Source organism: Microcoleus sp. D3_18_C2, from assembly GCF_036702395.1.
GTDB lineage: Bacteria > Cyanobacteriota > Cyanobacteriia > Cyanobacteriales > Microcoleaceae > Microcoleus.
Genome location: NZ_JAUBTG010000071.1, coordinates 1 through 24,553, shown reverse-complemented (window position 1 = coordinate 24,553; position 24,553 = coordinate 1). Strand labels below are relative to the sequence as shown.

Sequence of the window (24,553 nt, the reverse complement as noted above, 5' to 3'; positions counted from 1 at the left end):
ATCGCTTTAAATTCAGTTCCAATTCTAGTTGTTAACATTTCTTTACTTACCTTTGTTTTTTTATACCGACCTACTTAACTATTCAGAGCCTGAACGGTTACAATGGGTAAATAAATGTATACAACAGGTGTTTGAATCTGAAACTTTGTCAAGCACTAAACAATTTATAGATATTGGTGGAGATAATGGAACAAAGGCAAAATTGGCTTGTTATTTTACAAATGTTGGAGGTAAAGGCGAACTGGAAACGCTTTTAAAGGCAATAAAGGCTAGAGAATCACCTCATGCTGATTGTTTGAATAGCTGGAAAACTTGCATAGAAAGCCAGGGACAGCAAATTAACCAGAAAGATTTTGACAAATTCTGGGTGAGCATCTATCTCAGGTATGATACTTGCTCAAATCAGGAACAGCAACAAGCTGGAAGGAAATGCACTATGTCTGGGTTTGATTATGTTATGAAACACAAAAAAGATATTTGGGATTGGGATAATTCTGCTCTCGATGATTTGAAGGAGTTTTTTAAACTCTTTTGCTAACATAGTAAAATTCACACACAATTAACTAACTCATGAGCTTAAAAATCTACTTTGTACGACACGGTGAAACGACTTACAGCCAAACAGGTGGCTTCTGCGGCGCTATCGATCCAGAATTAACGCCCGTAGGTTCTCAAATGGCAGAACAGTTTGCTGCTACTTACGCAAAATTGCCTTGGAATGCTGTTTATGTCAGTCCGATGAAACGCACAATTGCTACTGCAAAACCTTTGTGCGATGCTGTGGGAATTGAAATGCAGCTTCGCGACGGACTGAGGGAAATTAAGTACGGTGAGTGGGAGGGCAAAACAGTAGAAGAGGTCAAAGAAGAATACGAAGAAGATTATATTAATTGGCTGACTGAACCTGCTTGGAATGCACCAAACGGCGGCGAAACTTCGGTGCAAATTGCCAGTAGAGCTTCCTTAGTTATTGCAGAAATTGAGGAAAAATATAAGAATGGAAATGTGTTGGTTGTCTCCCACAAAGCAACTATTCGGATTATTCTGTGCAGTCTGTTGGGGATTGATTTGGGACGTTATCGCGATCGCATTGCCGCTTTAGCAGCTTCTGTCAGTATTGTTAAGTTTGAGGTGCACGGGCCACTGCTGGAGGTTTTGGGCGATCGATCGTACATGGATGAAAACCTCCGCAATTTACCCGGTACTTGAAATTGCGGGTAAGGTGCGGAAGTGCACCCGGAGCGTCTGAAACTAAATCGCGCCTATGTAAGACAATCCTAAAATAGTACCTGCTCCCAAAATATGACCAAAGGCCATAGTTCCCACAACTGCACCCAAACTCAAACCGCCGAACATACTGGATGAGGGCATTGCTGGGCCTGTGTGAGGCTTTTGGATGGTTGATTTGCCGATCGCAATAGCTAAAATATTGCAAAGAATCATAATCAAACCGATCGTGGGGCTCCACTCTAGGGTTCTGGGGGCAACGGCAAGTAAAATTGGTGTAAACATCGATCGACTCCTTAAACTTTAGTAAACGAAAATGTGCATAGAAGATATATCAAAAAAATGCAACTGTTCGCTACACATTGCATTAAGAGTTAATTTTTCGACATATTTCTTAAAAATTTTCCCAGGATATCAAGGTTTCTTCGTCTGTGCAGGCGGATGAAAGTTTGACAAGATGCGATTGCAATCGCCTAGCGATCGAAAGAACGAATCAACAGGACATAATCAAGCATGAAAATACTGGTGTTAAATGCGGGTTCTAGCAGTCAAAAGAGCTGTCTTTACGAGTTAAACGATGTCCTCCCCGATCAACCTTTGCAACCCCTCTGGGAGGCTCAAATAGACTGGACTCACCAGCAGGGTATAGCAGAGTTGAAAGTCAAAACAGCAAAAGGCGATAGGCTTGAGGAGGAATTTGCATCCGAGTCTCGCCAAGATGCTATTTCTCGAATGCTGGAGAGTCTTTGGAAGGGAAAAACTCAAACAATTAATGATTTAAACGAGATTGATATTGTCGGCCACCGCGTCGTACATGGCGGACAAGATTATCAGCAAAGTACGTTAATTTCGCCGGATGTTAAACAGGCGATCGCCCGTTTATCTGTTTTCGCCCCTGTCCACAATCCGGTTAACCTCGAAGGTATCGAAGCAATTGAAAAAATCCTCGAAAAAGTGCCGCAAGTAGCAGTATTTGATACAGCTTTTCACGCACAATTGTCGCCCGCAGCCTTTGTTTATCCCGGCCCCTACGAATGGCTGGAAAATGGGATTCGCCGTTACGGTTTTCACGGGATTAGCCATCAATATTGCGCGCGTCGGGCCGCGGACATTCTGGGTCAAGATTTGGCAGATTTGCGGTTGATTAGCTGTCATTTGGGCAACGGATGTTCTCTGGCGGCCATTCGCGGTGGCTGGAGTGTTGACACGACGATGGGATTTACGCCTTTGGAAGGTTTGATGATGGGAAGTCGATCGGGTTCGATCGATCCAGGCATTCTCATTCATCTGTTAAAGCAATCCGATTTTACTGCTGAGAAACTTGATGGTATTCTCAATCGAAATTCAGGTTTAAAAGGGATTTCAGGGGTGTCTAGCGATCTGCGGCAGATTGGAGATGCGATCGCCCAAGGTAATCAGAGAGCTCAACTTGCTTTGGATATTTACATCCACCGTTTGCGTGCCGGAATAGGTGCCATGCTGGCGAGTTTAGGAGGGTTAGATGCTTTAATTTTTACGGCGGGAGTTGGGGAAAATTCTGCTATTGTACGGGCTGCCGCTTGCGAAGCTTTTGGATTTATCGGGTTAAAATTGGATGGGGATAAAAATCAACATTCATCGATCGATCGAGATATTGCGGCAGTGGATTCAGCGGTGAGAATTTTGGTAATTCACACGCAGGAGGATTGGGAAATTGCGCGAGAATGTTGGAAACTTTCTCACTAAGGAATGAGAATTAAATAACTTCCACTCTTGAAAGTGGGATGGGCGTCCCGCCCGTCATGAGTGGACGGGCGGGACGCCCATCCCACAATAACAATTAAAATTGTAAGTTATTTAATTCGCGCTCCTAACTTATTTTATAAATTCCTGCAACAGCGATGCCCACTCAGCTTCGCAGAATCGTCAACAATCACGAACGGCGCAAGCGGATTTACGCAAATAAAGAGAGGTAGAGACGTTTATGATTCCATTTTCCCTGAAACATCATTACTCTTTCAGCCTTGCTGTGGGTTAATAGTAGCGCCGATTACAAAACTTGCTTGGGGGCGATCGGAATTTCAATAATAAACTCGCTCCCCTCTCCTGGTGCAGAAACACAAGTCAATTTTCCACCGTGAGAACTGACAACAATCGAGTGAGAAATAGACAATCCCAAACCAGTTCCCGAACCCACGGGCTTAGTTGTAAAAAATGGATCGAATATCTTGTGCAGCACCTCAGTGCTCATCCCCGGCCCGCTGTCGGCAATTCTAATTATGGCAGAATTCCTGTCTGTCACCTCTGTAGAAATTGTAATCGTAGGCTGTTGATGAGAGTTTTCCGGGCTATCTCTGGCTACGAGGAGAGCATCGATCGCATTTGTCAAAATATTCATAAATACCTGATTCAACTGAGACGCATAACAAGTAATTAGGGGTAGCGTGCTGTAATTTTTAATCACCTCAATTCCCAAACGCCCGCCCTCTTTTCTCAGGCGCGGTTGCAGCAACATCACCGTACTGTCGATGCCTTGATGGATATCTACCGACTTCATTTGCGCTTCGTCGAGGCGCGAGAAATTCCGCAAGCTTAGCACAATATCCCGGATTCTTTCCGCTCCTACTTTCATGGAATCCAGCAGCTTTTGCAAATCCTCGCTCAAAAATTCCAGCTCAATAGTTTCTATTTCTTCTAAAATTTCATCAGCAGGTTCTGGATAGTGCTGCTGGTAAAGCTCAATCAATTTTAGCAAGTCTTTAACGTATTCGCTAGCCGGATTAAGATTACCGTAGATGAAACTTACAGGATTATTAATTTCGTGAGCTACACCAGCAACCATTTGCCCCAAACTAGACATCTTTTCCGTTTGGATTAATTGAGCTTGAGTTAGTTTAAGTTCGCGCAAAGTTTGTTCTAAACGCTCGTTCTTTTCATTTAACTCCTGCGTCCGCTCTTGCACTTTCTGTTCCACCGAATTGTAAAGTAGAGCATTTTCCAAAGAAATAGCAACTTGGGAAGAAAGCAACCTTAAAACTTCCAATCTGTGGGGAGTAAATGCTCCGACAGTCAAATTATTTTCTAAATAAAGAATTCCGATTAGTTTGCCTTGATTGATGATAGGAGTACACAAAATAGATTGCAGTTTGTGTTTGGCGACGTAAGGATCTGCTGTAAATAGTCCCTCAGTCGCCGCATTGCTCAACACCAAATCTGAGCGAGTCCTTTCCACATAATTAATCACCGTCACCGGTAAATCCTGATAGCCTTCAACAGGGGTAAATTGCAGCACGGCTACATCTTCAGAAAATACTGACGCTTTAGCTGAAATCAACAGTTTGCCATCTCTGACTAAAATCAGAAAACCTAATTGAGCCCCCGCATTTTCTAAGGAGATTCTCATCAAAGAAGCGAGCAATTTATCGAGGACAATTTCGCTAGAAATCGCCAGAGATGCTTTCATTACCGTTGCCAAATCCAGCACTCTCGCATCGCTTCCAGTAGAAGTATGAATAGTTGTGGTAGTTTGACTGTTGTTAAAACTGCCGTTGATCGGCGTCATTTCCCGCAACTGCGGATACTTCTGTTCTAAATCTTCTACTTTGCGAACTGCACCCCAGCGCAAGTAGCACGAGTGAGCTTCGCGCAAGTGGATTTTGGCATATTGATACTTGCCTTTACTCAACCAAAACTTAGCTGCTAGTTCATTAGCTAGCGCTTCATTTTGGACAAATTCATTGTCTTGGGCTAAATTGATAGAGAAATCGTACAGTTCTACAGCTTCTGAATCTTTCTTGGAAATTCGGGCTATTTCTGCTTGTACTAAAAGGTACTTGTGCAGAAAATTTTCGGCACAGTTGTCTGCCCAAATTTTCATCTGTTTTTGGTTTTCTTCTAACTTTTCCAAGTATTCCTTTTGCTTCTCTTCTGAAACATTTGGGAAAACGGCGGCTAAAGTTAGAGAAAAGAAAAAATTCCATTCGGTAGCGGGTATGGCTCCGGTAATAAAAGATAGCTGTTTTTCTACTTCAAAAGCTAGTTGTAGCGCTTCGTTGAAGTTGCCGTACCAGTACATTACCTGGCATTTGCGAATCTGATAAAGGCAGAGCGAGTACAAATTTTGATGAGTTTGACAGTTGTGTACGTATTCAGCTTCGCTGATATCTTCGCTTTCAAATACAAACTTTTCAGGAGTTAGTTTGCTCAAGTTACGCAGGATTAACTCTACCCCTAATAAGATATCGGTTACGAGCTGATTTTTGGTCTTTTGGCTGAACTGCAAATACCTGCTCGTGTCGGCTAGAATTTGCGAGATTTCTTTACCTTGAAAAAATGAGTTAGCTATGCGGTTGGACAGGATATAACCCGCATACTCTAAATCTCCTGATTCTAAAGCTGCTTGATATCCTTCATTGCTGATTGCATGGGAATCTTTGATGTGATTGAACCAGTAATAAAAAATACTGACTAAGGATGAACAGGCTCTGCATTTTAAGCCGATATTGCCAGATTTTTCGCTGAGATTTAGCGAGAGCAAGCCGAATTGATACGCAGCTTTGTAATCTCCCGAAACTGCGTTTAAGAACATACCGTAGCCAGCATAGCAAAGAGAGGCTTCGGGTACTAAACCGTATTGTAGAGAAAGATTGACTCCTTTTAAAACGCTGACTTTCCACAAGTCGGGATTTTTGAGGTACGCCGATGTCAGCAAGTTGGTAATTAATTTGACTGCAACTTTTTTGTCGGGTACAGTCATTTCGGGGGCGTCAATTAGGGAAGCTATTTCTCTACCTGCTAAAATATTTGTGGCTGCTGCAAATTCTTCGGATATGACTTTTTGTAGCCCGTCTAGCGGTAAGTCAATGCCTAGCAAGTCCAAAGCTGTGATTCCGGCTTTAACGGCTTCTTCGTACTTCGCCCGCAGGGTGTACTGCACGATCAGCAGGTTGTAAATTTCTACCTTTTCTAAGGCCGATCGCGCTTTTTCCAGAGTTATATTAATAAATTCTTCAGAATTCTCGAAATAACCGTTTAAATACTCAACATTTGCTCGCTCCATGTGCAAGGCAAAGGCTAAATCGTAGTGGGCATCCCAAATATCGGCGCTCAAACCGTCCATGCCTGCGGTTAAATACTGCAAGGCAGCAACATAAGCAGTGGCGTCTTTGGCTCTGCGGGCGGCGTCTAAATTTAGCGTTGCCAGCTCAATTAATTCTCGATCGTCTTTAATTAGCGATCGAGCTACATTCAAGTGATCGACTAATTCAAAGATTCTGTCAGCGCGATATTCAGCCGGAGTGTTTTCTAGGATTTGCCTGCCTATTTTCAGGTGAACTGCCTTTTTTTGCGAGTCGTCGATCAGAGCATAAGCGGCTTGCTGTACGCGATCGTGCAAAAATTTATAATTCAGAATTAATAGTGGAAACAGCACGTAATCTAATGACTTGCTTTCCAATTCCGAAGTTGGCAGAATCAGTCCAGACTTAATCGCTGGCAACAGGTGAGAAAAAGTTTCCGATGCTTCTTTCTCATGAATTAAAGAAAGAGTATTCAAATCAAATTCGTTGCCCAAACAAGCCACTAAACGCAAAACTTGCTGCGTTGAACTTGGCAGTTTTCTCAGTTTTTGTACCATCAAATCTACTACATTGTCAGTGATAGCGCACTGCTCAATTTGAGTCATATCCCAATGCCAGCCGCCCTTGCTCCCAAACTGTGGCGGGTGAAAAACTAGCAGGTTTTCCTGATACAATGTTTGCAGAAATTGATTGACAAAAAAAGGATTGCCGTCGGTTTTGCTGATTACCAATTCAGCTAAGGGTTTGACAGATTCTCGATCGCTGTGCAAAGTCTCTGCAATCAAATGAGTTATGTTTTCCACCCCCAGCGGCGACAAAGCAATCTGATTAATGATAGCTTCCTGATTTCGCAGCGTCTCCAAAGTCATCATTAAAGGATGAGTAGGACTAACTTCATTATCGCGATAAGCACCAATTAAAAACAGATATTGCGTAGCTTCATCTGTCATCATCAATTCGATCAATTTGAGAGTAGCCGAATCAGCCCACTGCAAATCGTCGAGAAAAATGACCAGCGGATGTTCTGGCTGGCAAAATACGCGAATGAAATTTTGAAATACTAAATTAAAGCGGTTCAGAGATTCCGTCGGCCCCAATTCAGATACAGGAGACTGAGCTCCGACAATTAGTTCAACTTCGGGAATAACATCAATAATAATTTGCCCGTTTTGCCCGAAAGAAGTGCGGAGTTTTTCGCGCCAAACTGCTAATTGAGCTTCGCTTTCAGTTAACAGTTGTCGCACCAACTCCGAAAAAGCGCTGACAACGGCAGAGTAAGGAATAGTCCGCTTGTACTGGTCAAACTTTCCCCAAATAAAATATCCACGTCGGCGGGTAATCGGTTTGTCTAAAATCTTCACCATTGCAGATTTGCCAATGCCGGAATAACCGGCAATCAGCATCATCTCGCTCCGGGATTTATGCTGTCCTCTCGCCAAAACAGACAAGGGAATTTCTTTTTTCGATTTGCTCTCTTTTTTGATGACAGAAATTTGAGAATCGTCGGTGCGGTAGCCTCGATTATTTGTTGCTGCTACCCGTTCAAAGGCCGCTAAAAGAGTTTCAACTTCTCGCTGTCTGCCGTAAAGTTTTTGAGGTATTTGAAATTTGTCTGAAATATCTTGCCTGCCGAGAGGAAAATCGGAAACAAACCCAGATGTTTGCCACTGAAACAGGCATGATTCCAAATCAGCTTTTAGTCCCCAAGCACTTTGATAGCGCTCCTCAGCGGTTTTTGCTAACAATTTCATCACAATATCTGAAACAGTTTTAGGAATTTCTGCGGCTATTTCAGCGAGAGGTACTGGCTGTTTGGCTATGTGACAGTGAACTAACTCCATGGGATCTGTAGTGGGAAAAGGGAGTTGTCCTGCCAGGATTTCATAGAAGGTAACGCCGAGGGAATAAAAGTCGGTGCGGTAATCGACTACCCGGTTCATTCTGCCGGTTTGTTCGGGCGACATATAGGCTAAAGTGCCTTCTAAAAAATTAGGGTTTTTATTGGGAATATTTTCCAGGTTGGATGCTGTTGAGATGCTGAAATCTATGAGTTTCACTTGTCCTGTAGCAGGATTAAAAACTATATTAGAGGGATTTATATCTTTATGAATTACATTTTTTCCGTGAATTTCTCCCAAAGTTTCAGCAACTTTGATGGCCGTAGTCAGAAATCCTAAAAGGGTAAATTTTTGGGAACCCATAAATATTTTTAAAGATTCCCCGCCAAAATCTTCTAAGATCATTGCCAGACTATTTCTAACCTGTTGCAACTTATACACTTTCACAACTCCGTCCAACAGGCTTAAGTTGGCAGTGATCTCATATTCGCGCTTGTATCTATTCAGTTCTTCGGGAGTCGGATAGTCTTCTTTGATAAGTTTGATAATAACAGGTTGGTTGTTCTGCTCGTTGTGGCCGCGGTAAACCAGGGAAGTGCTGCTTTCATAAATGAGAGCGAGAACTGCAACGCCGGGAATTGCCATCATAGTTGGGTTCTCTCAAATTAGGTGTGCTTGGTCAATGTTACAGGACTTACGCGCGGCGGGCTAGAAACCGGGTTTCTTCGTTGCTAGTCGTTGACAAACCCAAGATTTTTTCGTGTAAATCGGGTTTCTTTTCGTAAATCCTATGTTATTCTTCATTATCGCTCAAGAGCTATCTTTTGGGATGTGTGGGAAAGCAGGCCTTGACAGGAATGAGCTACTGCTGACAAATGCAAGCTGGGGCTTTCGTCACCTCAGCAGTTAGGTAAACAAAATCACAAATACAGGATTTGTGCAACGATTTACTTTAATGCTCGATCGCCATATTGACAACTAAATCATCTCAGATTCCAAGCAATCGCTTGACTTTCGTGGAGCTTCACCACATCTCGTGAAAATACGCAAGTGCTGAAAGATTTATTTTTTCCGGCGATCGAGCACGAATTTGGGTGCTTCAAAACAACGGCCGGTGCAAATCTTAACTATAATTGGCGACCGAGGCGCGGAGGGAGTTAAGTGTTGCTTCGGAAGCTGCAAGTTCCTTCAGTTCTATCTATTTTGACCATCGATTAACAATAGTGACATACTCCTACACCAACACAAGCTGTCACCATTGGTGTAGGCTTCTCAGTGACTCCAGCTATTGCTTCGGACATTGACTGAGCTTTAAGCACGGGATGACCCACCGCCCTATTTTTGATTCCTATTGCTGCATTATGATCGCGGTCTAGACTACACCCACAGTGAGGGCAGTCATGCCAACGAATATGCAGCTTTTTTGGTACTTTTTCGCCACAACTAGAGCAATCTTGTGAAGTATTGTAGGCACTTACTGGGATTACCAACACACCAGCATTTACGGCTTTATTTGTTAGAATCGACAGAAAGCTTGACCACCCAGCATCCAACACAGATTTAGCTAATTTTGTACGAGCCAGTCCTTTAATATTCAAATTTTCAACCGCAACAACATCATATTTTTTCAACAGCTCGTTAGCCGTCTTAAAATGAAAGTCTTTACGCTTCTCTGCTACTTTCTTGTGACATTTTCCCAGTTGCTTAACTGCTTTCTGTCTCCGGTTGCTACCTTTTTTACGACGCGATACTCGCTTCTGAATAGTTCGCAGACGTTTCCCGGCTTTGCGGTAATGTTGAGGAATTGCAACTGTTTCGCCCTCAGAGGTTGTCAAGAAATTCTTTAGCCCAACATCAATTCCAGTAATCTTTTGAGGATTAAAATCTGGTTTAATCGTAGGAACTGTTGAATCTTCTAGGGAGAGCGTAAGATAGTACCCATCAGCCTTTTTAGTGATAGAGACGGTTTTGATTTTGAATCCATTAGGTATGGAACGGTGTAAAACAACCTTAACTTTTCCAAGCATCGGCAAGTTAATTAAGTTATTTTGTAAACAACCGTCTTTAACTTGAGGATAAGTGAACGTGCGATAACGACTGCGTGGTTTAAATCTCGGTCTGCCACTACGCTTTCCGTTGCTATCACCTTTTAGGAAACGATCAAAAGATACCTTAACTCGCTTAACTACATCTTGAAGAACTTGAGAGTAAATCTCAGCATACCAAGGATGAGTTTTCTTGAGTTGAGGTAACGTTTTTTTCTGACTGTAATATTCGGGATTATCCCGCAGTTCGGGTAAATGGCAAACTAGCGGACACGCATTGATGGGAGAACGGTTTTGCTCGTACCAATTGAATCTATCAGCCAACAAGTAATTGTATTGAGCCCATAGCATCGACAGCCATCTGTCGATTTCAATGGCTTGTAACTTTGTTGGACGTAATCGATATTGGTAAGAGCTTCTCATTCCTTTGGCGTGGTCGGTACATATCAATTAGTGTTACTGTACCAGAATACTTTATTTACTGTCAAGTGCATGAGTAAAGTATATTGAAGTACAAAATAGACTCGTTAAACAAAGAGTTTGTTTGTTTCGTCATCCACCCGTCTAGCAATTCAAAACATAGTTTTGAATTGCTAGACGGGTGGAATCCTCACCTCACGCGCCTTTCATCCCACACTAATCGAAGCGATATAGTGCGGGGATTCCCGTCTGTTTAGCTAACTGACCGAAAGCATCTAGGATACAAGCCCCCGGCTTCATGGGTGGAGAAATAAAAAACCTGTATCCGATAAAGGATCCCCCGAATTTATCTCGCGCAAGTCAGTCGATTTTAGATTTTAGATTTTAGATTTTAGATTTACCCCACAGATGCAATCTGGGAGCTTGAACTAGGGTCTACAATTTTTATCTTTCCACGACTCCTGTACGTGGCAGCGTATCCGTTTTTGGGCTGGGTCAAGGCTTCAATTCTTTAATCTTTAATCGAAAATCTCAAATCGCGCAATCGATTGACCGAAAGCATCCAGGAGACAAGCCCCCGAATTCATTCCTTCGCAGACTGAGGACCCAGAAATAAAAAACCTGTATCCGATGAAACTTGCCGAACGTATTTATCTCGCGCAAGTCAATGCTTCAATTCTAAAATCTAAAATCTAAAATCTAAAATCTAAAATCGATTGACCGTTTGAGCAGAGTAAATTTGACAAAAAATGCAGAATTATTGCACCTTGTCTGGTGCGCGGCAGCGAACCCTACATTAATCAAATTTGCCTAACTCTTAAGAAAATTTTAGGAAAGATTAAGAATTATTGCCATAAAACCCAGGTAAAGTTGTTTGAATTGCGAGTCAAATGCCAAGCAGGCAAAGCGTTTGAGCATTTCCCAAATGTGTAAATCCTCAGAAACTTAGTATTTCTCAAGGATTCATCCGGTGAGAAAATCAGAAACAACCTTAAAATTTAGCAGTAATCGCCCGATCGGGCAATTCTCAACCAGCATCAGGAAAAATACCTATGAAATTGGCTTATTGGATGTACGCAGGCCCAGCCCACATCGGCACTCTGCGCGTTGCCACTTCCTTCAAAAACGTCCATGCAATCATGCACGCACCCATAGGAGACGACTATTTCAACGTCATGCGTTCCATGCTGGAGAGGGAACGGGATTTCACCCCGGTGACTACCAGCGTCGTTGACAGACACGTACTGGCGCGGGGTTCCCAGGAACGGGTGGTGGACAACATCACCCGCAAGGACAGAGAAGAACACCCAGATTTAATCGTGCTCACCCCGACTTGCACCTCCAGCATTCTGCAAGAAGACTTGGAAAACTTCGTGGAACGAGCTCAATTGGATGCCAAAGGCGATGTATTGCTGGCGGATGTTAACCATTATCGGGTAAACGAACTGCAAGCAGCCGATCGCACTTTGGATCAAATCGTCCAATTTTACATTAACAAAGCCCGCAAAAAAGGCGATTTAGTAGAAGCCAAAAGCGAAAAACCATCTGTCAACATTATCGGTATGTCTACCCTGGGTTTCCACAACCAGCACGACTGCACCGAGTTAAAGCGTTTGATGGCAGATTTGGGCATTGAAGTCAACGAAGTTATTCCCGAAGGTGCTTCGGTTCATAACTTAAAAAGACTGCCCCGCGCTTGGTTTAACTTGGTTCCTTATCGGGAATTGGGGATGATGGCCGGGGAGTATTTGCAAAAAGAATTCGGTACGCCGATGATCGATATTACGCCGATGGGTGTGGTAGAAACTGCGCGCTGTATCCGCAAGATTCAGCAAGTTTTGAACGCTCAAGGTGCGGATGTTGATTACGAAAATTTTATTGACCAACAAACGCGGTTTGTGTCGCAGGCTGCTTGGTTTTCGCGATCGATCGACTGCCAAAACTTAACCGGCAAAAAAGCCGTTGTATTTGGCGATAATACGCACGCTGCGGCGATGACGAAGATTTTGGCTCGCGAGATGGGAATCCACGTTGTGTGGGCAGGAACGTACTGCAAACACGATGCTGACTGGTTCCGGGAAGAGGTAAAAGGATATTGTGATGAAGTGCTGGTGACGGAGGATCATGGGGCGATTGGAGATGCGATCGCCAAAGCGGAACCTTCGGCGATTTTCGGCACGCAAATGGAACGCCACGTAGGTAAGCGGTTGGATATTCCCTGCGGCGTAATTGCTGCACCGATTCACGTCCAAAATTTCCCGATCGGCTACAAGCCATTTTTGGGTTATGAAGGCACGAATCAGTGCGTAGATTTGGTCTACAATTCCTTCACTTTGGGAATGGAAGACCACTTGCTGGAAATCTTCGGCGGCCACGATACCAAGGAAGTGATTACGAAGGGTATTTCGGCTGATTCTGATATGGGTTGGACGAAGGATGGACAAGCTGAGTTGAATAAAATCCCTGGTTTTGTGCGGGGTAAGGTGAAGCGGAATACTGAGAAGTTTGCGCGCGATCGGGGAATTGATAAGATTACCGTTGAGGTGCTGTACGCAGCGAAGGAATCTGTCGGCGCATAGTTAATTGTAGGGTGCGTCGCTATGAGATTTTCGATTTAGTTCGGAGATTTTCAATAGCGACGCACCCTACGGTATCTGACTAATCTTAGTAAACTTAAAATCTTTGCAACCAGTTTTCTAAAGCTAAGTCTATCAAAATTTCTAATTGTGTAGATTGGTTTGTTACCTTTGCCGGGTTTATAAACTTTTCAAAATCGTGAAACTTATAAACACTCGACACCCCTCTTTTACCTTGAGGGATATAGCCTACGAAGATCACATTCTGCAATTCATCAGCCAGGATTTGCATTCTGCCCAGAGGTGGCCTGTAACTTACTGATTGTTTATCAGGGATGGGTAGATACAAGTAAATTCCCGGATAATTTGATGAATTAGCCAGATTCATTTTTGATGAACTGCTATGACGAATTTCAGCACAAATTTTACTTTGACCGCGACCATACTTAACAACACCACTAGCAGTGATTTCCTGAATTTTCTCATGGAAACAAAGAATCTGTTCTCTAATTTTAAGAACTTTTTCCTGATGTTCAGAAGTGCATTCTGCCATAATATTAGACAATGCTTTGGGTGGTTCCGGTAAATTTGCTGCTATATCCCAAACATCTTCTTTACTGTGTTGAAACTCTGCACTAAAAACTTTACCTGTATCTATATTATTAAAATTTATAAAAAGTTTATTTTCCTCTTGAATTACCTCAAATTTCAATAACTCAAAAGATAGTTGGCTGTACTTTATATCTATTAAGTTTTGTTTGTGAAAACTAGGTGCAATCGCGATCAACCTAATAGGTTTGATATAATCTATTTCCCGATCGTATGGTTGAAACTGAATCAAATTACTATAATAACGAGTTAATTGCTGAATAAGACTTCTATCTGCCTCATTTTTTAGCTCTTGCACTACTAACTGTTTATTTTCATCTATTGCCAAAATATCGCAAACTTCTCCGTTAACTGTATGTTGACGGTTCAAAGGTGTTAGTCCAAACAAACAATCCAAGTTATCATATACAAAATCTTCCAAAGCTTTTTCACTTCCAAATCCCCATTTGTTTCCTGATTTTTTCAGTATAGTGTTAATAGCAGGAGTTCTAATAGACTTTCCGTGTAACGACCGCTGCCTAGATTTAATTCTCAACTGTTGTTCGCGACGCTTAGCTTTTTCTAGCAAATCCTCGGCTTGCATTATTCTTTGAAATGGCTTAGTCATATTAAGTTGATGAATGTAATAAATATAAACTTGAACATATCACATTAGAAGAATTCCGTCAATGAATACTTTCTAGTTTTCATCATCAACGCTTGCGTTTTCAAACCAAGTGCGATCGGCATTATTCTTCCGGGCTATCTTCTGGCTCATTTTCCGCCTCAAAATCCACCTTCTCATAGACATCAGCCAGCGCTACTTCAACTTGAAAGAAATTCAAAACTAGCGCCGCATCCTCTTCATCGTACTGACTGTACGACCATCGCTTGTTTGCCAACTTGCAATACTGCTCTACATAAATTCGCGATGGGTCAATTAGAATATACTCTTGAAAGGTCGGCAGCGTTTGATAAAACTGAAACTTATCGCTGCGATCGTAAGCTTTCGTAGATTTCGATAAAACTTCCACAATCACTTGAGGATTCATCACCGTATCCTGGCGATTATTGAAATACTCAGGTTTACCCGGAATTACCATCACGTCGGGATAAGTATAAGTTCGCTTTTTCGGCAGCCACAGACGCACGTCGCCGAAAAACACTCTATAGTCATGTTTTTTGAGGCCAAGACTTAATGCGATATAAATATTTCCAGCGATTTGATTGTGATTCGTAGTTCCACCTGTCATAGGAATAATTACTCCGTCGCGATATTCACTTTTATACTCTGCTGCTTCTTCCAGGGCTAGATATTCTTCGGGAGTGAAGTAGCGCTGTGCTGTTGGCTGTTCTGTTGCTTGTAGAATAGCTGTCACGGTTTTTTCCCCAACTCAATTGATATTTTGCGTCTAGTTTAACATTGCCCGAAAGTACGGGCGGGCTCTCCTGCCCAACCCCTACACCCCACAACAAAAACCATTCTTTGGGGAACAGGCCGGAAAGCCTGTTTTTGATAAGATTCCAACATCTACGATCGCCCTTCTCAAACCAAGGGCGATCGCACTTCAATTACTCGCCACCAAAATTAATCGATCGGATCGAAAACTAGGGTCAATTGAGCAGCAGGAAGCAGTTGTTTGAGAACTCGCAAATGACCCTCTGCATCAGACCAACTGCGAAACCGACCGACAACGACCCTTTGTAGATTTGGAAGCAAACGAACCACGATCCACGGTCTGAGACGTTTCTCATACGGCATAATAGGTGTATCTCCTTGTTAATTGGAGCCATAGCCAGTCCTTGCTTTCCACGGCGGGGGACTGGCTTTTGACTTTGCACCTGTGGTGTGCTGTACAAATTATTGCACAAAAGGCCCTCATTGGTAGCAGAAAATTACTAAAATAGCGTTATAACACCGCGATCGGCGTAAACTTGTATGATTGGGAGCGTTCACAAACAGTAAATATTGACAGTGAGCAAGCGCGTTCACATCACACTCCCCGACTACATCTATGAATCCTTAGAACTGTGGGCCGACCGGCAAGGTAGACCCACAGCTAGTTTGATCGCTTTTATCGTTGAAACGGCGGTTTTGGAAGCGAAAAAAAAGGGAGATTTACCTTCTGAACCGGAAAAGCCCAAAAGCGACACGTAAAGACTTCCCTCGTGGGTTACGGGGGCGTGTCGCGCGATCGCACTTATCAAAATTGATGAAAACTAGCATCAGCGCCCGCACTTTGCACCCAATCTTTAAAATCATTCTGTGCTTTGTCCTCGCGATCGCCTATTAGTGCATAAGTCCTCTCAGCAATCGAAAGTGCCAGTTATTTAATTGTCCGGCGGCTAGTCAGTTGCAGAGAAACTCACAAAAAAATATCATTCTCAGTAACGAACTTTCGACTATACATTCAATCCTATTGTGGGGCGGGCTTCTAGCCTGCCCCTAAAAGCTTATTGAGAATAGTGTCCCATCGCAGGGCAAACGGAAATTGCATCCCAGGATTTCCTCCTTGAGGCCAATGGCGAAAACTGTACTGTTCGATCGCCCTAATCAATCCCACTTACCTAGATTAGACGCATCAACATCTTTTAAAGGAATGACTTATGAACTTCACAGCAAGACTCACACAAACCAGCTTACTCGGTTTAATGCTATTTGCCAGCAATCCAGCGGCAACCTTGGCTTTAGGACAATCGAACACAAGCACTGCACCAACAGCGTCTCGCACTCAGTCTCCGATTGAAACCATACAAATAGCTAATGTATCCACTCCCCAAAAACAGGTTAGAGATTTTTGTGCTCGCAAAAGACAGAAAGTGGAAAACTATTTCGAGACCAGCAACTTTCGGATTTATCTGTGCTACAACCACGCCAATCAAGTATATTACTACGGCGTTAAAAAGAGTAACGGCAGCACAATTGCCCTGCGTGCTCGAACTGAAGAGGGGACTGGTTACGTGGCCACAAATGGTGCCTACGATTACATTGTTACAGGAGCTAGCCTTAGTATTTATAACAAAGGCAAACGCATTCTCCAACAACGAGTGATTCGCTCCCTTTAGTATTTAAATGCGATCAGGCTTTAGATCCCCGACTTTTTCAAAAAGCCGGGGATCTAACAGAATATCTGGCTTTTCTGCTGAGGCAGACGAAAGTTTGTCTAATTTAACCTCGAATTCAAATGACCAAGAATTTCTTGATGGTACCCGCCACGTGATTTCTCCGTGGAATCAATCCAAAATCTAAAATCTAAAATCCTCAAGCCCCCGAATTTATCTCGCGCAAGTCAATCCAAAATCTAAAATCTAAAATCTAAAATCTAAAATCTAAAATCGAATGATCGGCCCTTTGCCACATTTGAGTTTGAGGTTAATATCGTTTCCGGTTGCATCGGAATAATAAAATCGAGTCAACAGTTAACACTCAACCATTCAGTTTTTCGACTCACAGTCAACAGTCAACAGTCAACAGTCAACAGTCAACAATAATTCCGGTGCAACCGGAATTGATATAACAGGTTTCAACCACCGAATAATCTCAAAATAAAAAAACCCTCCCCAACAAGGAGAAGGGAGGGTGAAATGACAGTGAGAAATTTAAGTTTTTGCAGCATTAACAATAAGGAGTCACATCTTCGCCACATTCGTCAGCCAAATAACACAAAGCTCGAAAGCGCAGCCCAACCACTTGCTCGTAAAGCGGATTTAACTTGCACAGCGGCGGAATGGATAATAAAGTGCGATCGCCAATTTTGACTTCTCGCTCAAACGGACACTGGCTAGGAATCAACTTACACAGCAACCGTGCCAACTTTTGACTTTTAATTGCAGTGTTATCAAGCCATTGTTTTAGCGGATGCAAGGGGTCAAAGTGTGGCTTTTGACCGTAAGGCTGAGAATTTGTAGCGACATTAACGGCGGTTTCTTGTTTGCCAAATCCTACCCAATGTGGCAGAGTTCGGTAGGAGACTGTATGATCAAATACGTTCATTTTGCTCTCTTCCTCTTTGATAACGAGGTGCCAAGAACTCTCTGTAGAGCTTGTGCGATATTATCTACAATCAGTATCTACAGCATCTCGTTTTGCTTTACCGGATTGAACTTCTTAAATTAATGACTTAGGGCGAGAAAAGTAGTTCCTGATTTTTTTTAAAGACGGTGTGCGCTCTAAAAAGTGTCCTCATTTCAAGCCCAACAATTGATTGAGAGGGTAAAAATTCTGTCTTCTACCTTTTAGCTTCAACCTTCGGTTGAGTCTCCTTTTGTTGTTCAATTACAATTGTGACGCATCCAGGTGAATTATCCTATACGTGAAAATGCGGAATTTTTAATAAAACTTATAATATTTCTAAATAAGCTCTGCTGCAAAAAACCCTGAAACATCGACCCAACAATCTTTGCTCGCGATCGCTCAGAAACTTCTACAATGAGAAATAATCGGTATCACCGTCCTCACCACCCATGAGTAACCCAGAAACCAAAGCTATCACCCGCGAATTGCAAAGCCACGCCGCCATTCTCGGTGGCTTCGTCTCCCTCCTCTGGATTATCGAAATTGTCGATGTATTCCTATTCGGAGGCAGGCTGAATGCCTACGGAGTCCGCCCCCGCAACCTCGACGGACTTCAAGGCATCCTGTTGATGCCTTTTCTGCACGGCAGTTTTGCTCACTTAGCCACCAATACCCTCCCTTTAGTGACATTGGGTTGGTTGATCATGCTGCGAGAAATTAGCGACTTTTTTATCGTGAGTGCGGTCACTGTGCTAGTCAGCGGATTCGGAGTTTGGCTGACTGGCGCGCCCTATTCCGTTCACATTGGTGCCAGCGGATTAATCTTTGGTTACTTCGGCTTCTTGCTGCTGCGGGGCTATTTTGAACGCAGCTTTACATCTATTTTGGTATCTTTAATTGTCGGTTTCTTCTACGGCAGTTTAATTTGGGGAGTTTTGCCCTCGCAGCCGGGAATTTCCTGGCAAGGGCATTTCTTTGGCTTCGTCGGCGGGGTATTAACAGCTCAACTTTTGGGGCGGCAGAAACGGCGAATTAGCTAGAATAAGACTGAGGCTGCATCCTATCATCACCTTGGTTTATTGCTCATAAATTATCTAAAAGCGTAGGTTTTTTGTCAATAAACCTGGTTTCTTGTGTAACAATTGCCTCCCGGAAAGCAAGACTAACTGCTGACCAATAATTCAACGCGGGCCGGCAAGCACACAGTAAAAACCGAACCGCAACCTAACTCGCTTTCAACCTGCATATCGCCACCCATCATCACGCAAAAGTGACGGCTAATCGTCAATCCCAAACCCGTGCCGCCATACTTGCGGGTAGTTGATGCGTCGCCCTGCATAAATGCTTGAAATAAATGCTGCAATTGTTCGGGGGGAATCCCAATGCCCGTATCAGCTACGCGAAAAATTATTGAGTCGGAAGGTTCTGCTATTTCTTGAGTGGTTAAGCTGTCATGTTTAACTCTTTCAATACAGAGGGTAATAGTGCCATGTTCCGTAAATTTGGCTGCATTGCTCAGCAGGTTGAGCAATATTTGACGAGTTTTGGTAATGTCAGCATACATCATTCCCAAGTCGTCAGCAACATCAACTTCAAACTTATTTGAATTTTTATCTACCAAGGGTTTGACAGTAGAAACTACCTCGTCAATTAAATTAACCGGGTTGAAAGTTTCTAAGTAAAGTTCCATCCGCCCCGCTTCAATCTTAGAAATATCTAGAATGTCGCTAATTAAAGATAGCAGGTGTTTACCGGCAGTTTGAATTTTTTGCAAGTCGGGGATAAAATCTTCGCAGCCTAAATCCTCCGCGTCTTCTGTGAGCATATCGCTGTAACCAATAATCGCGTTGAGGGGAGTTCGCAATTCGTGGCTCATATTAGCTAAAAAGGCGCTTTTGGCTTGGTTTGCTGCTTGAGCGGTTTGAGCGACTTTTTGGAATTCTTCTGCTAATTTGCGCTGGGTAATATCTTCAGCAATACCGACGATGCGGTAAATTTCTCCGGTTTGGCTGCGGACTGGAAAAGCCCGATCGCGCACCCAGCAAACTGAACCGTCCGAGCGCACTACCCGATACTCCTCATCATAATCGCCCCGCCCCTGTTTCGCAAAAGCAGCCTTGACGCGATCGAGATCCTCCCGGTGAATAGCATCCCAAAAAGCCTCCGGTTCTGACTGCAAACTCTGACAGCTCAAATTCCATATTTTCTCGCAAGCAGGGCTCACATAAACTAGCTGCTTTTGATTGGGTTCTCTAATCCAAAATACCTCATGAATATTTTCTGCCAACTGGCGAAACCGCTCCTCGCTGGCCCGCAACTGCCCCACAGCACTGTGAAATTCAGTCACATCCTGAATCAGCGATGCCACCCCGATAATGCTGCCATCAGCATCAACCAAGGTCGTATTGTACCACTCGCACAGAATAATTTTTCCGTCTTTTCTGATGTTCTCGTTAATACTACTAATTCCTCCTTGATTAGTGAGCAAAGTTATAGATAGTTGCCGGACATACTCCTTAGCATTTTCAGGAACTATGAGATCGACTCCGTGGCGTCCCATTGCTTCCAAACGGTTGTATCCAAAAATTCTTTCCGCTGACAAATTCCATTCCGCTACTTCAAAGTTTAGATTCCATTCAATCGCACCCAAAGGAGTTTGGTGAAGATGGAGAGCCAGTTTTTGCTGGGATTTTTTCAGAGAAATAATTAATTGATTTTTGTCGGCGATCGCAGATTCCACCCGATCTTCGAGAGTAGTAAACGACTCTTCCAATTGAGCGGCCATCATATTAAAAGAGCGAGCCAGGACACCCACCTCATCCTCTCGCTCTACAGACGCCATCAAGCGGGAATCTACCGCCATCCCGTCCCATTCTCCCCGGGACAAACCCTCCGCAGCCTTGCTCAGACGCCGAATCGGTACAACAATCCACCTAGAAGTCAGAGCGCCAATCACCGTTGCCAGCACCAAAGCACCCAGACACATCACCACAGTATACCGAGTGTTGGCATTAATCCTTTCCATAAAATCGGCTTCAGGAACCGTCACCACAATCAACCAGTCGAGGCCCCTGCTGTCTAAAAGCGGCGTCACCTGTAGAAATTGCCGTTGACCGTCGATCGTAAAATCTAACTGGCGAGATCTGTCAATTTTGTGCAAATCCCCGAAGCGTTCAGTCAAATAGCGGGCGGTCGATCGAATGAGAACATTCTTGCTGCTCGTTGCCACAATCCGTTTCGCAACACCATTGCTAACAATAAATGGCGGTTCCAGAGTAGAATTTGCCACCAATTGCCCAGACCTTTCTACAATAAAAGTCTGTCCTGATTTGCCAATTTTTAGACTTTCTAAGAATTGATTGAGCTTGGAAAGTGCCAAGTCAGAACCCAGGATGCCAATCAGTTTACCATCATCGCCATAAACTGGTACAGCCGCCGTAATCGCTAGTTTGGGAGCGTCAAAATAATTATAGATTTTACTCCAAGTCGGTTTGCCTGCGCGCACCGGAGCTATGTACCAAGGTCGGAGGCGGGGGTCGTAGTTGAGAGTAGTTTTTAATAGTTTGGTTGGTTCCTCCAACTCTGACAGCCCGTAGCTATGCAAATTATAGCCAGTAGATTGATTAGAAATCTGAACTTGCAACTTGCCGTCGTCGAGGCGTTCCACTCCAATAAAATCTTTTTCTTCGGATGCAAATTGAATGTAGCTAATTTTATCAAAAATTTTGATTTGTTTGTAGAAGTAGCGTTGCAAACTATCACTATCCTGCACGTTCACAATGCCAAGACGGATGGCATCGAGATTGAGCTGATTGATTTGGTGTGGCGTTTCAATATAACTGTTAATATGTTGCTGGATACGCGATGTGACTTCTGTCCGCAGTTGGGCGGCAACATCGTTGACGGCTATGCGCCCGTTCCGCAACGACAGCCACCCCGTCAACCCTACAGCAGCGAAAGTCTGGAGTGCAAAAGGTACAACAAGGACGATGCGAATTGGCACTTTGCGCGACATTTTTAAAATCGGGTCTGTCAGATATTTGATTGGCATGGTAAAGCAGAACTATTATGAACCCACAACATTCCGGTCATTCGATTTTAGATTTTAGATTTGAGATTAAAGAATTGACACCACGGATAAATCCGGGGGCTTGAGGATGCAAGGATTTTGGATTTTGGATTGATTCCACGGATAAATCACGTGGCGGGTACCACCTTTGAAATTATTGGTCATTCGATTTTAGATTTTAGATTTTAGATTTTAGATTGACACCACGGATAAATCCGGGGGCTTGAGGATGCAAGGATTTTGGATGTTGGATTGATTCCACGGATAAATCACGTGGCGGGTACCATTAAGAAATTATTGGTCAAGTACAACTTGATGAGCGCAGGTTTTGAAGTTGAGATGGTTTTAGTAGGCAAAGTGCTGTTAAGAGTTCGGAATCTGCCGCTGGCAACTGAATTTTTAACGACTGCCACCGCCATCTTAGCGCGATCGTCCGCTTGGGGAACATTGGCGATCGAGATGAATGCAGTATCAATCCTGGACTCACTCTACACGCTCATCCTATTATAGATTTGAGATTAAAGAATTAAAGAAGTAGGAAAGACTGATTCTGTAAGGGCTTGGAATTTGTCTGCCGTTGCATTTTTTTGGGAACTGGTATCTCAAACCAGGTTTTTTTAGCGTTTTGGCGGTCTGCAACGAACTATTTTCGTGAAAAACAACCGATGGATAGCCGCCCGTGCGTCCAGCACTAACTATTTTTCCACTCATGAGGCGCGCTAATCAAACCAATAGAGTTTTTGGTTGACTCATGTCTGAAATGACGTATTTTGGCGTTTCAACCCGGTTGCTGCGTCAGTTATATTTGACCGATAGCGCGATCGAAAGTTATAAGTTTTGACAGTAAATTTAATTGATATCTCCACAAGCAGCTACTTTTGATAGAGTACAACTTAATTGCGACTGGGTAAAATAAGGATAGTAGGATGCAACTAGCGGAGGCATGGATGATGAACGCAGTTATTGCTACTCTTGGCACTGCTCTCGGACTGAGCTCAATTTTTATCGGTTTGACCCCGGCGGTTCTCGCCCAACAAAGACTGCAACCAACGCCCCAATATTCGGAAACGACTTTATCGGGGGACTCGTTGAGGACTGTGGAGGACAGAACCTTAGACTCGGACTACCACAACTTGATTGGTGAACCAGAAACGGCGGCTAATTCTGCTAGAAGGGAAAGCAGCTTGGGCGACACATTTCGCCTCAAAATCGAGGGCCCATTGGAATTTATTACTACTCCTTCGGACGCCCAGCGTCAAGGAAATCCTTTACCTCCCAAACAAACCGACAGCGGTACAGAAGCGGGAGTTCAGCTTCAGCTAGGACTTTAGCAATTTTAAATGAATTCATGGGAAGCGAGCGATCGCGGAACCCAATTTTTGATTCTCGCAGTTCTTGTGACTGCGATCGCTTTTTTCTCTTAATTTTATCACAAGTTTTGTGAGGTTTCCATCACACAAGGTTCTCTATTGTGAACCTAAAATTAGAGCACTTAAACTTCCGATACAGACTGATTAGCTACATATCTTTACAATAGCGCATAAAACAGGCGGTGAAGGTGATGAGAAAGGCTCAACTGATCGATTATTTGCGGGGAGAGTTGGCAATATCGAATTCTGCCATCGCCGTTGCTCTCCGACACGGTGAACAAGATGCCAGCGAACTGCCGATGGTTCTGTGGCAGTACGGGTTAGTGACACTGGAACAATTAAACCTGATTTTTGATTGGATGGAAGCTCAGCCAACTTAGCAATTTAACTAATGCGAATGGGAAGTCCCGCGCTCTACCGAAGGTGAGCGTCGGGATGAAAATGAGTCAGAAAATAAATTGAGCGACAGCGAATCAATATCGTTTTTGTGCGCGTATGATATTTTTACCGGTATTCTGCACTCCTGATAAATGTATAAAGCTTACAAGTACAGAATTTATCCCACACATGAGCAAGATGTCTTGCTGGCAAAGTCTTTTGGCTGTGCGAGATGGTTCTGGAATTATGCTTTGAATCTGTGTCAAGAAACTTACAAGAATACCGGGAAAGGACTATCGAGAGCATACATACAAGGTTTGCTCCCTGCACTCAAGAAAGAATACGAATGGTTGAAAGAACCCTATTCTCAATGCTTGCAGGTCGTTGCATTGAATTTATCTACTGCCTACAAAAACTTCTTTGACAAGAGGGCGATGCCACCCAAATTCAAAGCCAAGCACGACAGGCAGTCGATCAGTTATCCTCAAAATGTCAAATTTGACGGTGACTATATTAATTTACCTAAAATTGGTTTAGTTTTCTGTCGGCGGCACCGTGATTTCGAGGGCGACATCAAGACCGTTACCGTGTCTCGTAACCCAGACGGCAAACACTTTATTTCTGTTTTGACTGACGACGGGAAAGAAAAGCCTGAATCCGTCCCAGCAGGTAAAGCTATTGGCATTGATGTCGGGTTGACTCATTTTGCGATTACCAGTGATGGTTCTAAGTTTGGCAATCCCAAGCATTTTGTTAAACGTCAGCGGAACCTAAAACGTAAGCAGCAAAAGCTTTCTCGCAAAAAGAAAGGCAGTCAAAACAGGCAAAAGGCAAGACGGGCGGTGGCAAAAGTTCACTCCAAGATTGCCCGATGCCGGGAAGATTTTCTACAAAAGCTATCCCGCAAGATAGTTAACGAAAACCAAGTTATTGCAGTGGAAAATCTCAACATCAAAGGCATGGTAAAGAA

The 24,553-nt window shown here is 43.4% G+C and carries 18 protein-coding genes; 11 read left to right on the top strand and 7 right to left on the bottom strand.

Features of this window, described 5'->3' with window-relative positions:
* Positions 1–28: 28 nt before the first annotated feature.
* Together QUA88_RS26340 and QUA88_RS26335 are read left to right on the top strand one after the other, a co-directional pair.
* Complete coding sequence (locus tag QUA88_RS26340; RefSeq protein WP_333274650.1) at positions 29–538, top strand: DUF3226 domain-containing protein; 510 nt, start codon at positions 29–31, stop codon at positions 536–538.
* A 32-nt stretch (positions 539–570) separates the two neighbouring features.
* Entirely contained in the window at positions 571–1,209 is a 639-nt protein-coding gene (locus tag QUA88_RS26335; protein WP_333274646.1) for a histidine phosphatase family protein, read from the top strand.
* A gap of 42 nt (positions 1,210–1,251) precedes the next feature.
* Here the strand turns inward: QUA88_RS26335 and psaK are convergent, their stop codons facing one another.
* Positions 1,252–1,512, bottom strand: a complete 261-nt coding sequence (psaK, locus tag QUA88_RS26330) for a photosystem I reaction center subunit PsaK (RefSeq protein ID WP_333211631.1) — start codon at positions 1,510–1,512, stop codon at positions 1,252–1,254.
* Between the two features lie 228 nt (positions 1,513–1,740).
* On the opposite strand from psaK, the gene QUA88_RS26325 reads away from it, so the two are divergent.
* On the top strand, positions 1,741–2,952 hold the full coding sequence (locus QUA88_RS26325) for an acetate kinase (protein WP_333274643.1): 1,212 nt from the start codon (positions 1,741–1,743) through the stop codon (positions 2,950–2,952).
* Positions 2,953–3,256: 304 nt separating this feature from the next.
* On the opposite strand, the gene QUA88_RS26320 is transcribed toward QUA88_RS26325, so the two are convergent.
* On the bottom strand, positions 3,257–8,770 hold the full coding sequence (locus tag QUA88_RS26320) for an AAA family ATPase (protein WP_333274640.1): 5,514 nt from the start codon (positions 8,768–8,770) through the stop codon (positions 3,257–3,259).
* A 566-nt stretch (positions 8,771–9,336) separates the two neighbouring features.
* Complete coding sequence (locus QUA88_RS26315; RefSeq protein ID WP_333056613.1) at positions 9,337–10,590, bottom strand: transposase; 1,254 nt, start codon at positions 10,588–10,590, stop codon at positions 9,337–9,339.
* A 1,049-nt stretch (positions 10,591–11,639) separates the two neighbouring features.
* Here QUA88_RS26315 and bchB point away from each other — a divergent pair.
* Positions 11,640–13,166 (top strand): ferredoxin:protochlorophyllide reductase (ATP-dependent) subunit B, encoded by a 1,527-nt coding sequence (bchB, locus tag QUA88_RS26310; RefSeq protein ID WP_333274636.1) that lies wholly within the window; start codon positions 11,640–11,642, stop codon positions 13,164–13,166.
* A 94-nt stretch (positions 13,167–13,260) separates the two neighbouring features.
* Here the strand turns inward: bchB and QUA88_RS26305 are convergent, their stop codons facing one another.
* Both QUA88_RS26305 and QUA88_RS26300 read right to left on the bottom strand, forming a co-directional pair.
* Positions 13,261–14,379: an endonuclease NucS domain-containing protein gene (locus tag QUA88_RS26305; protein WP_333056614.1), complete on the bottom strand. Its 1,119-nt coding sequence runs from the start codon at positions 14,377–14,379 to the stop codon at positions 13,261–13,263.
* 121 nt (positions 14,380–14,500) lie between these two features.
* A complete protein-coding gene (locus QUA88_RS26300) occupies positions 14,501–15,130 on the bottom strand; it encodes a Uma2 family endonuclease (RefSeq protein ID WP_333056615.1) in 630 nt (209 codons plus the stop codon).
* A gap of 596 nt (positions 15,131–15,726) precedes the next feature.
* Between QUA88_RS26300 and QUA88_RS26295 the strand changes: the two genes are divergently transcribed.
* Complete coding sequence (locus QUA88_RS26295; RefSeq protein ID WP_015178554.1) at positions 15,727–15,909, top strand: ribbon-helix-helix domain-containing protein; 183 nt, start codon at positions 15,727–15,729, stop codon at positions 15,907–15,909.
* A 449-nt stretch (positions 15,910–16,358) separates the two neighbouring features.
* Complete coding sequence (locus QUA88_RS26290; protein WP_333233971.1) at positions 16,359–16,817, top strand: hypothetical protein; 459 nt, start codon at positions 16,359–16,361, stop codon at positions 16,815–16,817.
* Positions 16,818–17,367: 550 nt separating this feature from the next.
* Here QUA88_RS26290 and QUA88_RS26285 read toward each other — a convergent pair.
* Complete coding sequence (locus tag QUA88_RS26285) at positions 17,368–17,745, bottom strand: Mo-dependent nitrogenase C-terminal domain-containing protein (RefSeq protein WP_333056619.1); 378 nt, start codon at positions 17,743–17,745, stop codon at positions 17,368–17,370.
* A gap of 470 nt (positions 17,746–18,215) precedes the next feature.
* On the opposite strand from QUA88_RS26285, the gene QUA88_RS26280 reads away from it, so the two are divergent.
* Positions 18,216–18,806, top strand: coding sequence for a rhomboid family intramembrane serine protease (locus tag QUA88_RS26280; RefSeq protein WP_333056621.1), 591 nt, complete (start codon positions 18,216–18,218; stop codon positions 18,804–18,806).
* A gap of 122 nt (positions 18,807–18,928) precedes the next feature.
* On the opposite strand, the gene QUA88_RS26275 is transcribed toward QUA88_RS26280, so the two are convergent.
* A complete protein-coding gene (locus QUA88_RS26275) occupies positions 18,929–21,817 on the bottom strand; it encodes a PAS domain S-box protein (RefSeq protein ID WP_333056623.1) in 2,889 nt (962 codons plus the stop codon).
* A 291-nt stretch (positions 21,818–22,108) separates the two neighbouring features.
* Here QUA88_RS26275 and QUA88_RS26270 point away from each other — a divergent pair, with 291 nt between their 5' ends.
* From QUA88_RS26270 to QUA88_RS26255, 4 genes are all read left to right on the top strand, one after another.
* Complete coding sequence (locus tag QUA88_RS26270) at positions 22,109–22,345, top strand: hypothetical protein (RefSeq protein ID WP_333211652.1); 237 nt, start codon at positions 22,109–22,111, stop codon at positions 22,343–22,345.
* A gap of 416 nt (positions 22,346–22,761) precedes the next feature.
* A complete protein-coding gene (locus tag QUA88_RS26265) occupies positions 22,762–23,166 on the top strand; it encodes a hypothetical protein (RefSeq protein WP_333211654.1) in 405 nt (134 codons plus the stop codon).
* A gap of 230 nt (positions 23,167–23,396) precedes the next feature.
* Positions 23,397–23,585 (top strand): DUF2949 domain-containing protein, encoded by a 189-nt coding sequence (locus QUA88_RS26260; RefSeq protein WP_333056627.1) that lies wholly within the window; start codon positions 23,397–23,399, stop codon positions 23,583–23,585.
* 150 nt (positions 23,586–23,735) lie between these two features.
* Positions 23,736–24,553, top strand: an 818-nt coding sequence (locus QUA88_RS26255; RefSeq protein WP_333274629.1) for an RNA-guided endonuclease TnpB family protein, incomplete at its 3' end; no start/stop codon positions are given.

Excerpts from the sequence above, each read along its gene's own strand:
- psaK (WP_333211631.1), bottom strand. The coding sequence starts at position 1,512 with ATGTTTACACCAATTTTACTTGCCGTTGCCCCCAGAACCCTAGAGTGG.
- QUA88_RS26315 (WP_333056613.1), bottom strand. The coding sequence starts at position 10,590 with ATGAGAAGCTCTTACCAATATCGATTACGTCCAACAAAGTTACAAGCC.
- QUA88_RS26285 (WP_333056619.1), bottom strand. The coding sequence starts at position 17,745 with ATGAACGTATTTGATCATACAGTCTCCTACCGAACTCTGCCACATTGG.
- QUA88_RS26320 (WP_333274640.1), bottom strand. The coding sequence starts at position 8,770 with ATGATGGCAATTCCCGGCGTTGCAGTTCTCGCTCTCATTTATGAAAGC.
- QUA88_RS26325 (WP_333274643.1), top strand. The coding sequence starts at position 1,741 with ATGAAAATACTGGTGTTAAATGCGGGTTCTAGCAGTCAAAAGAGCTGT.
- QUA88_RS26280 (WP_333056621.1), top strand. The coding sequence starts at position 18,216 with ATGAGTAACCCAGAAACCAAAGCTATCACCCGCGAATTGCAAAGCCAC.
- QUA88_RS26305 (WP_333056614.1), bottom strand. The coding sequence starts at position 14,379 with ATGACTAAGCCATTTCAAAGAATAATGCAAGCCGAGGATTTGCTAGAA.
- QUA88_RS26290 (WP_333233971.1), top strand. The coding sequence starts at position 16,359 with ATGAACTTCACAGCAAGACTCACACAAACCAGCTTACTCGGTTTAATG.
- QUA88_RS26335 (WP_333274646.1), top strand. The coding sequence starts at position 571 with ATGAGCTTAAAAATCTACTTTGTACGACACGGTGAAACGACTTACAGC.
- QUA88_RS26275 (WP_333056623.1), bottom strand. The coding sequence starts at position 21,817 with ATGCCAATCAAATATCTGACAGACCCGATTTTAAAAATGTCGCGCAAA.
- QUA88_RS26260 (WP_333056627.1), top strand. The coding sequence starts at position 23,397 with ATGAGAAAGGCTCAACTGATCGATTATTTGCGGGGAGAGTTGGCAATA.
- bchB (WP_333274636.1), top strand. The coding sequence starts at position 11,640 with ATGAAATTGGCTTATTGGATGTACGCAGGCCCAGCCCACATCGGCACT.
- QUA88_RS26265 (WP_333211654.1), top strand. The coding sequence starts at position 22,762 with ATGCAACTAGCGGAGGCATGGATGATGAACGCAGTTATTGCTACTCTT.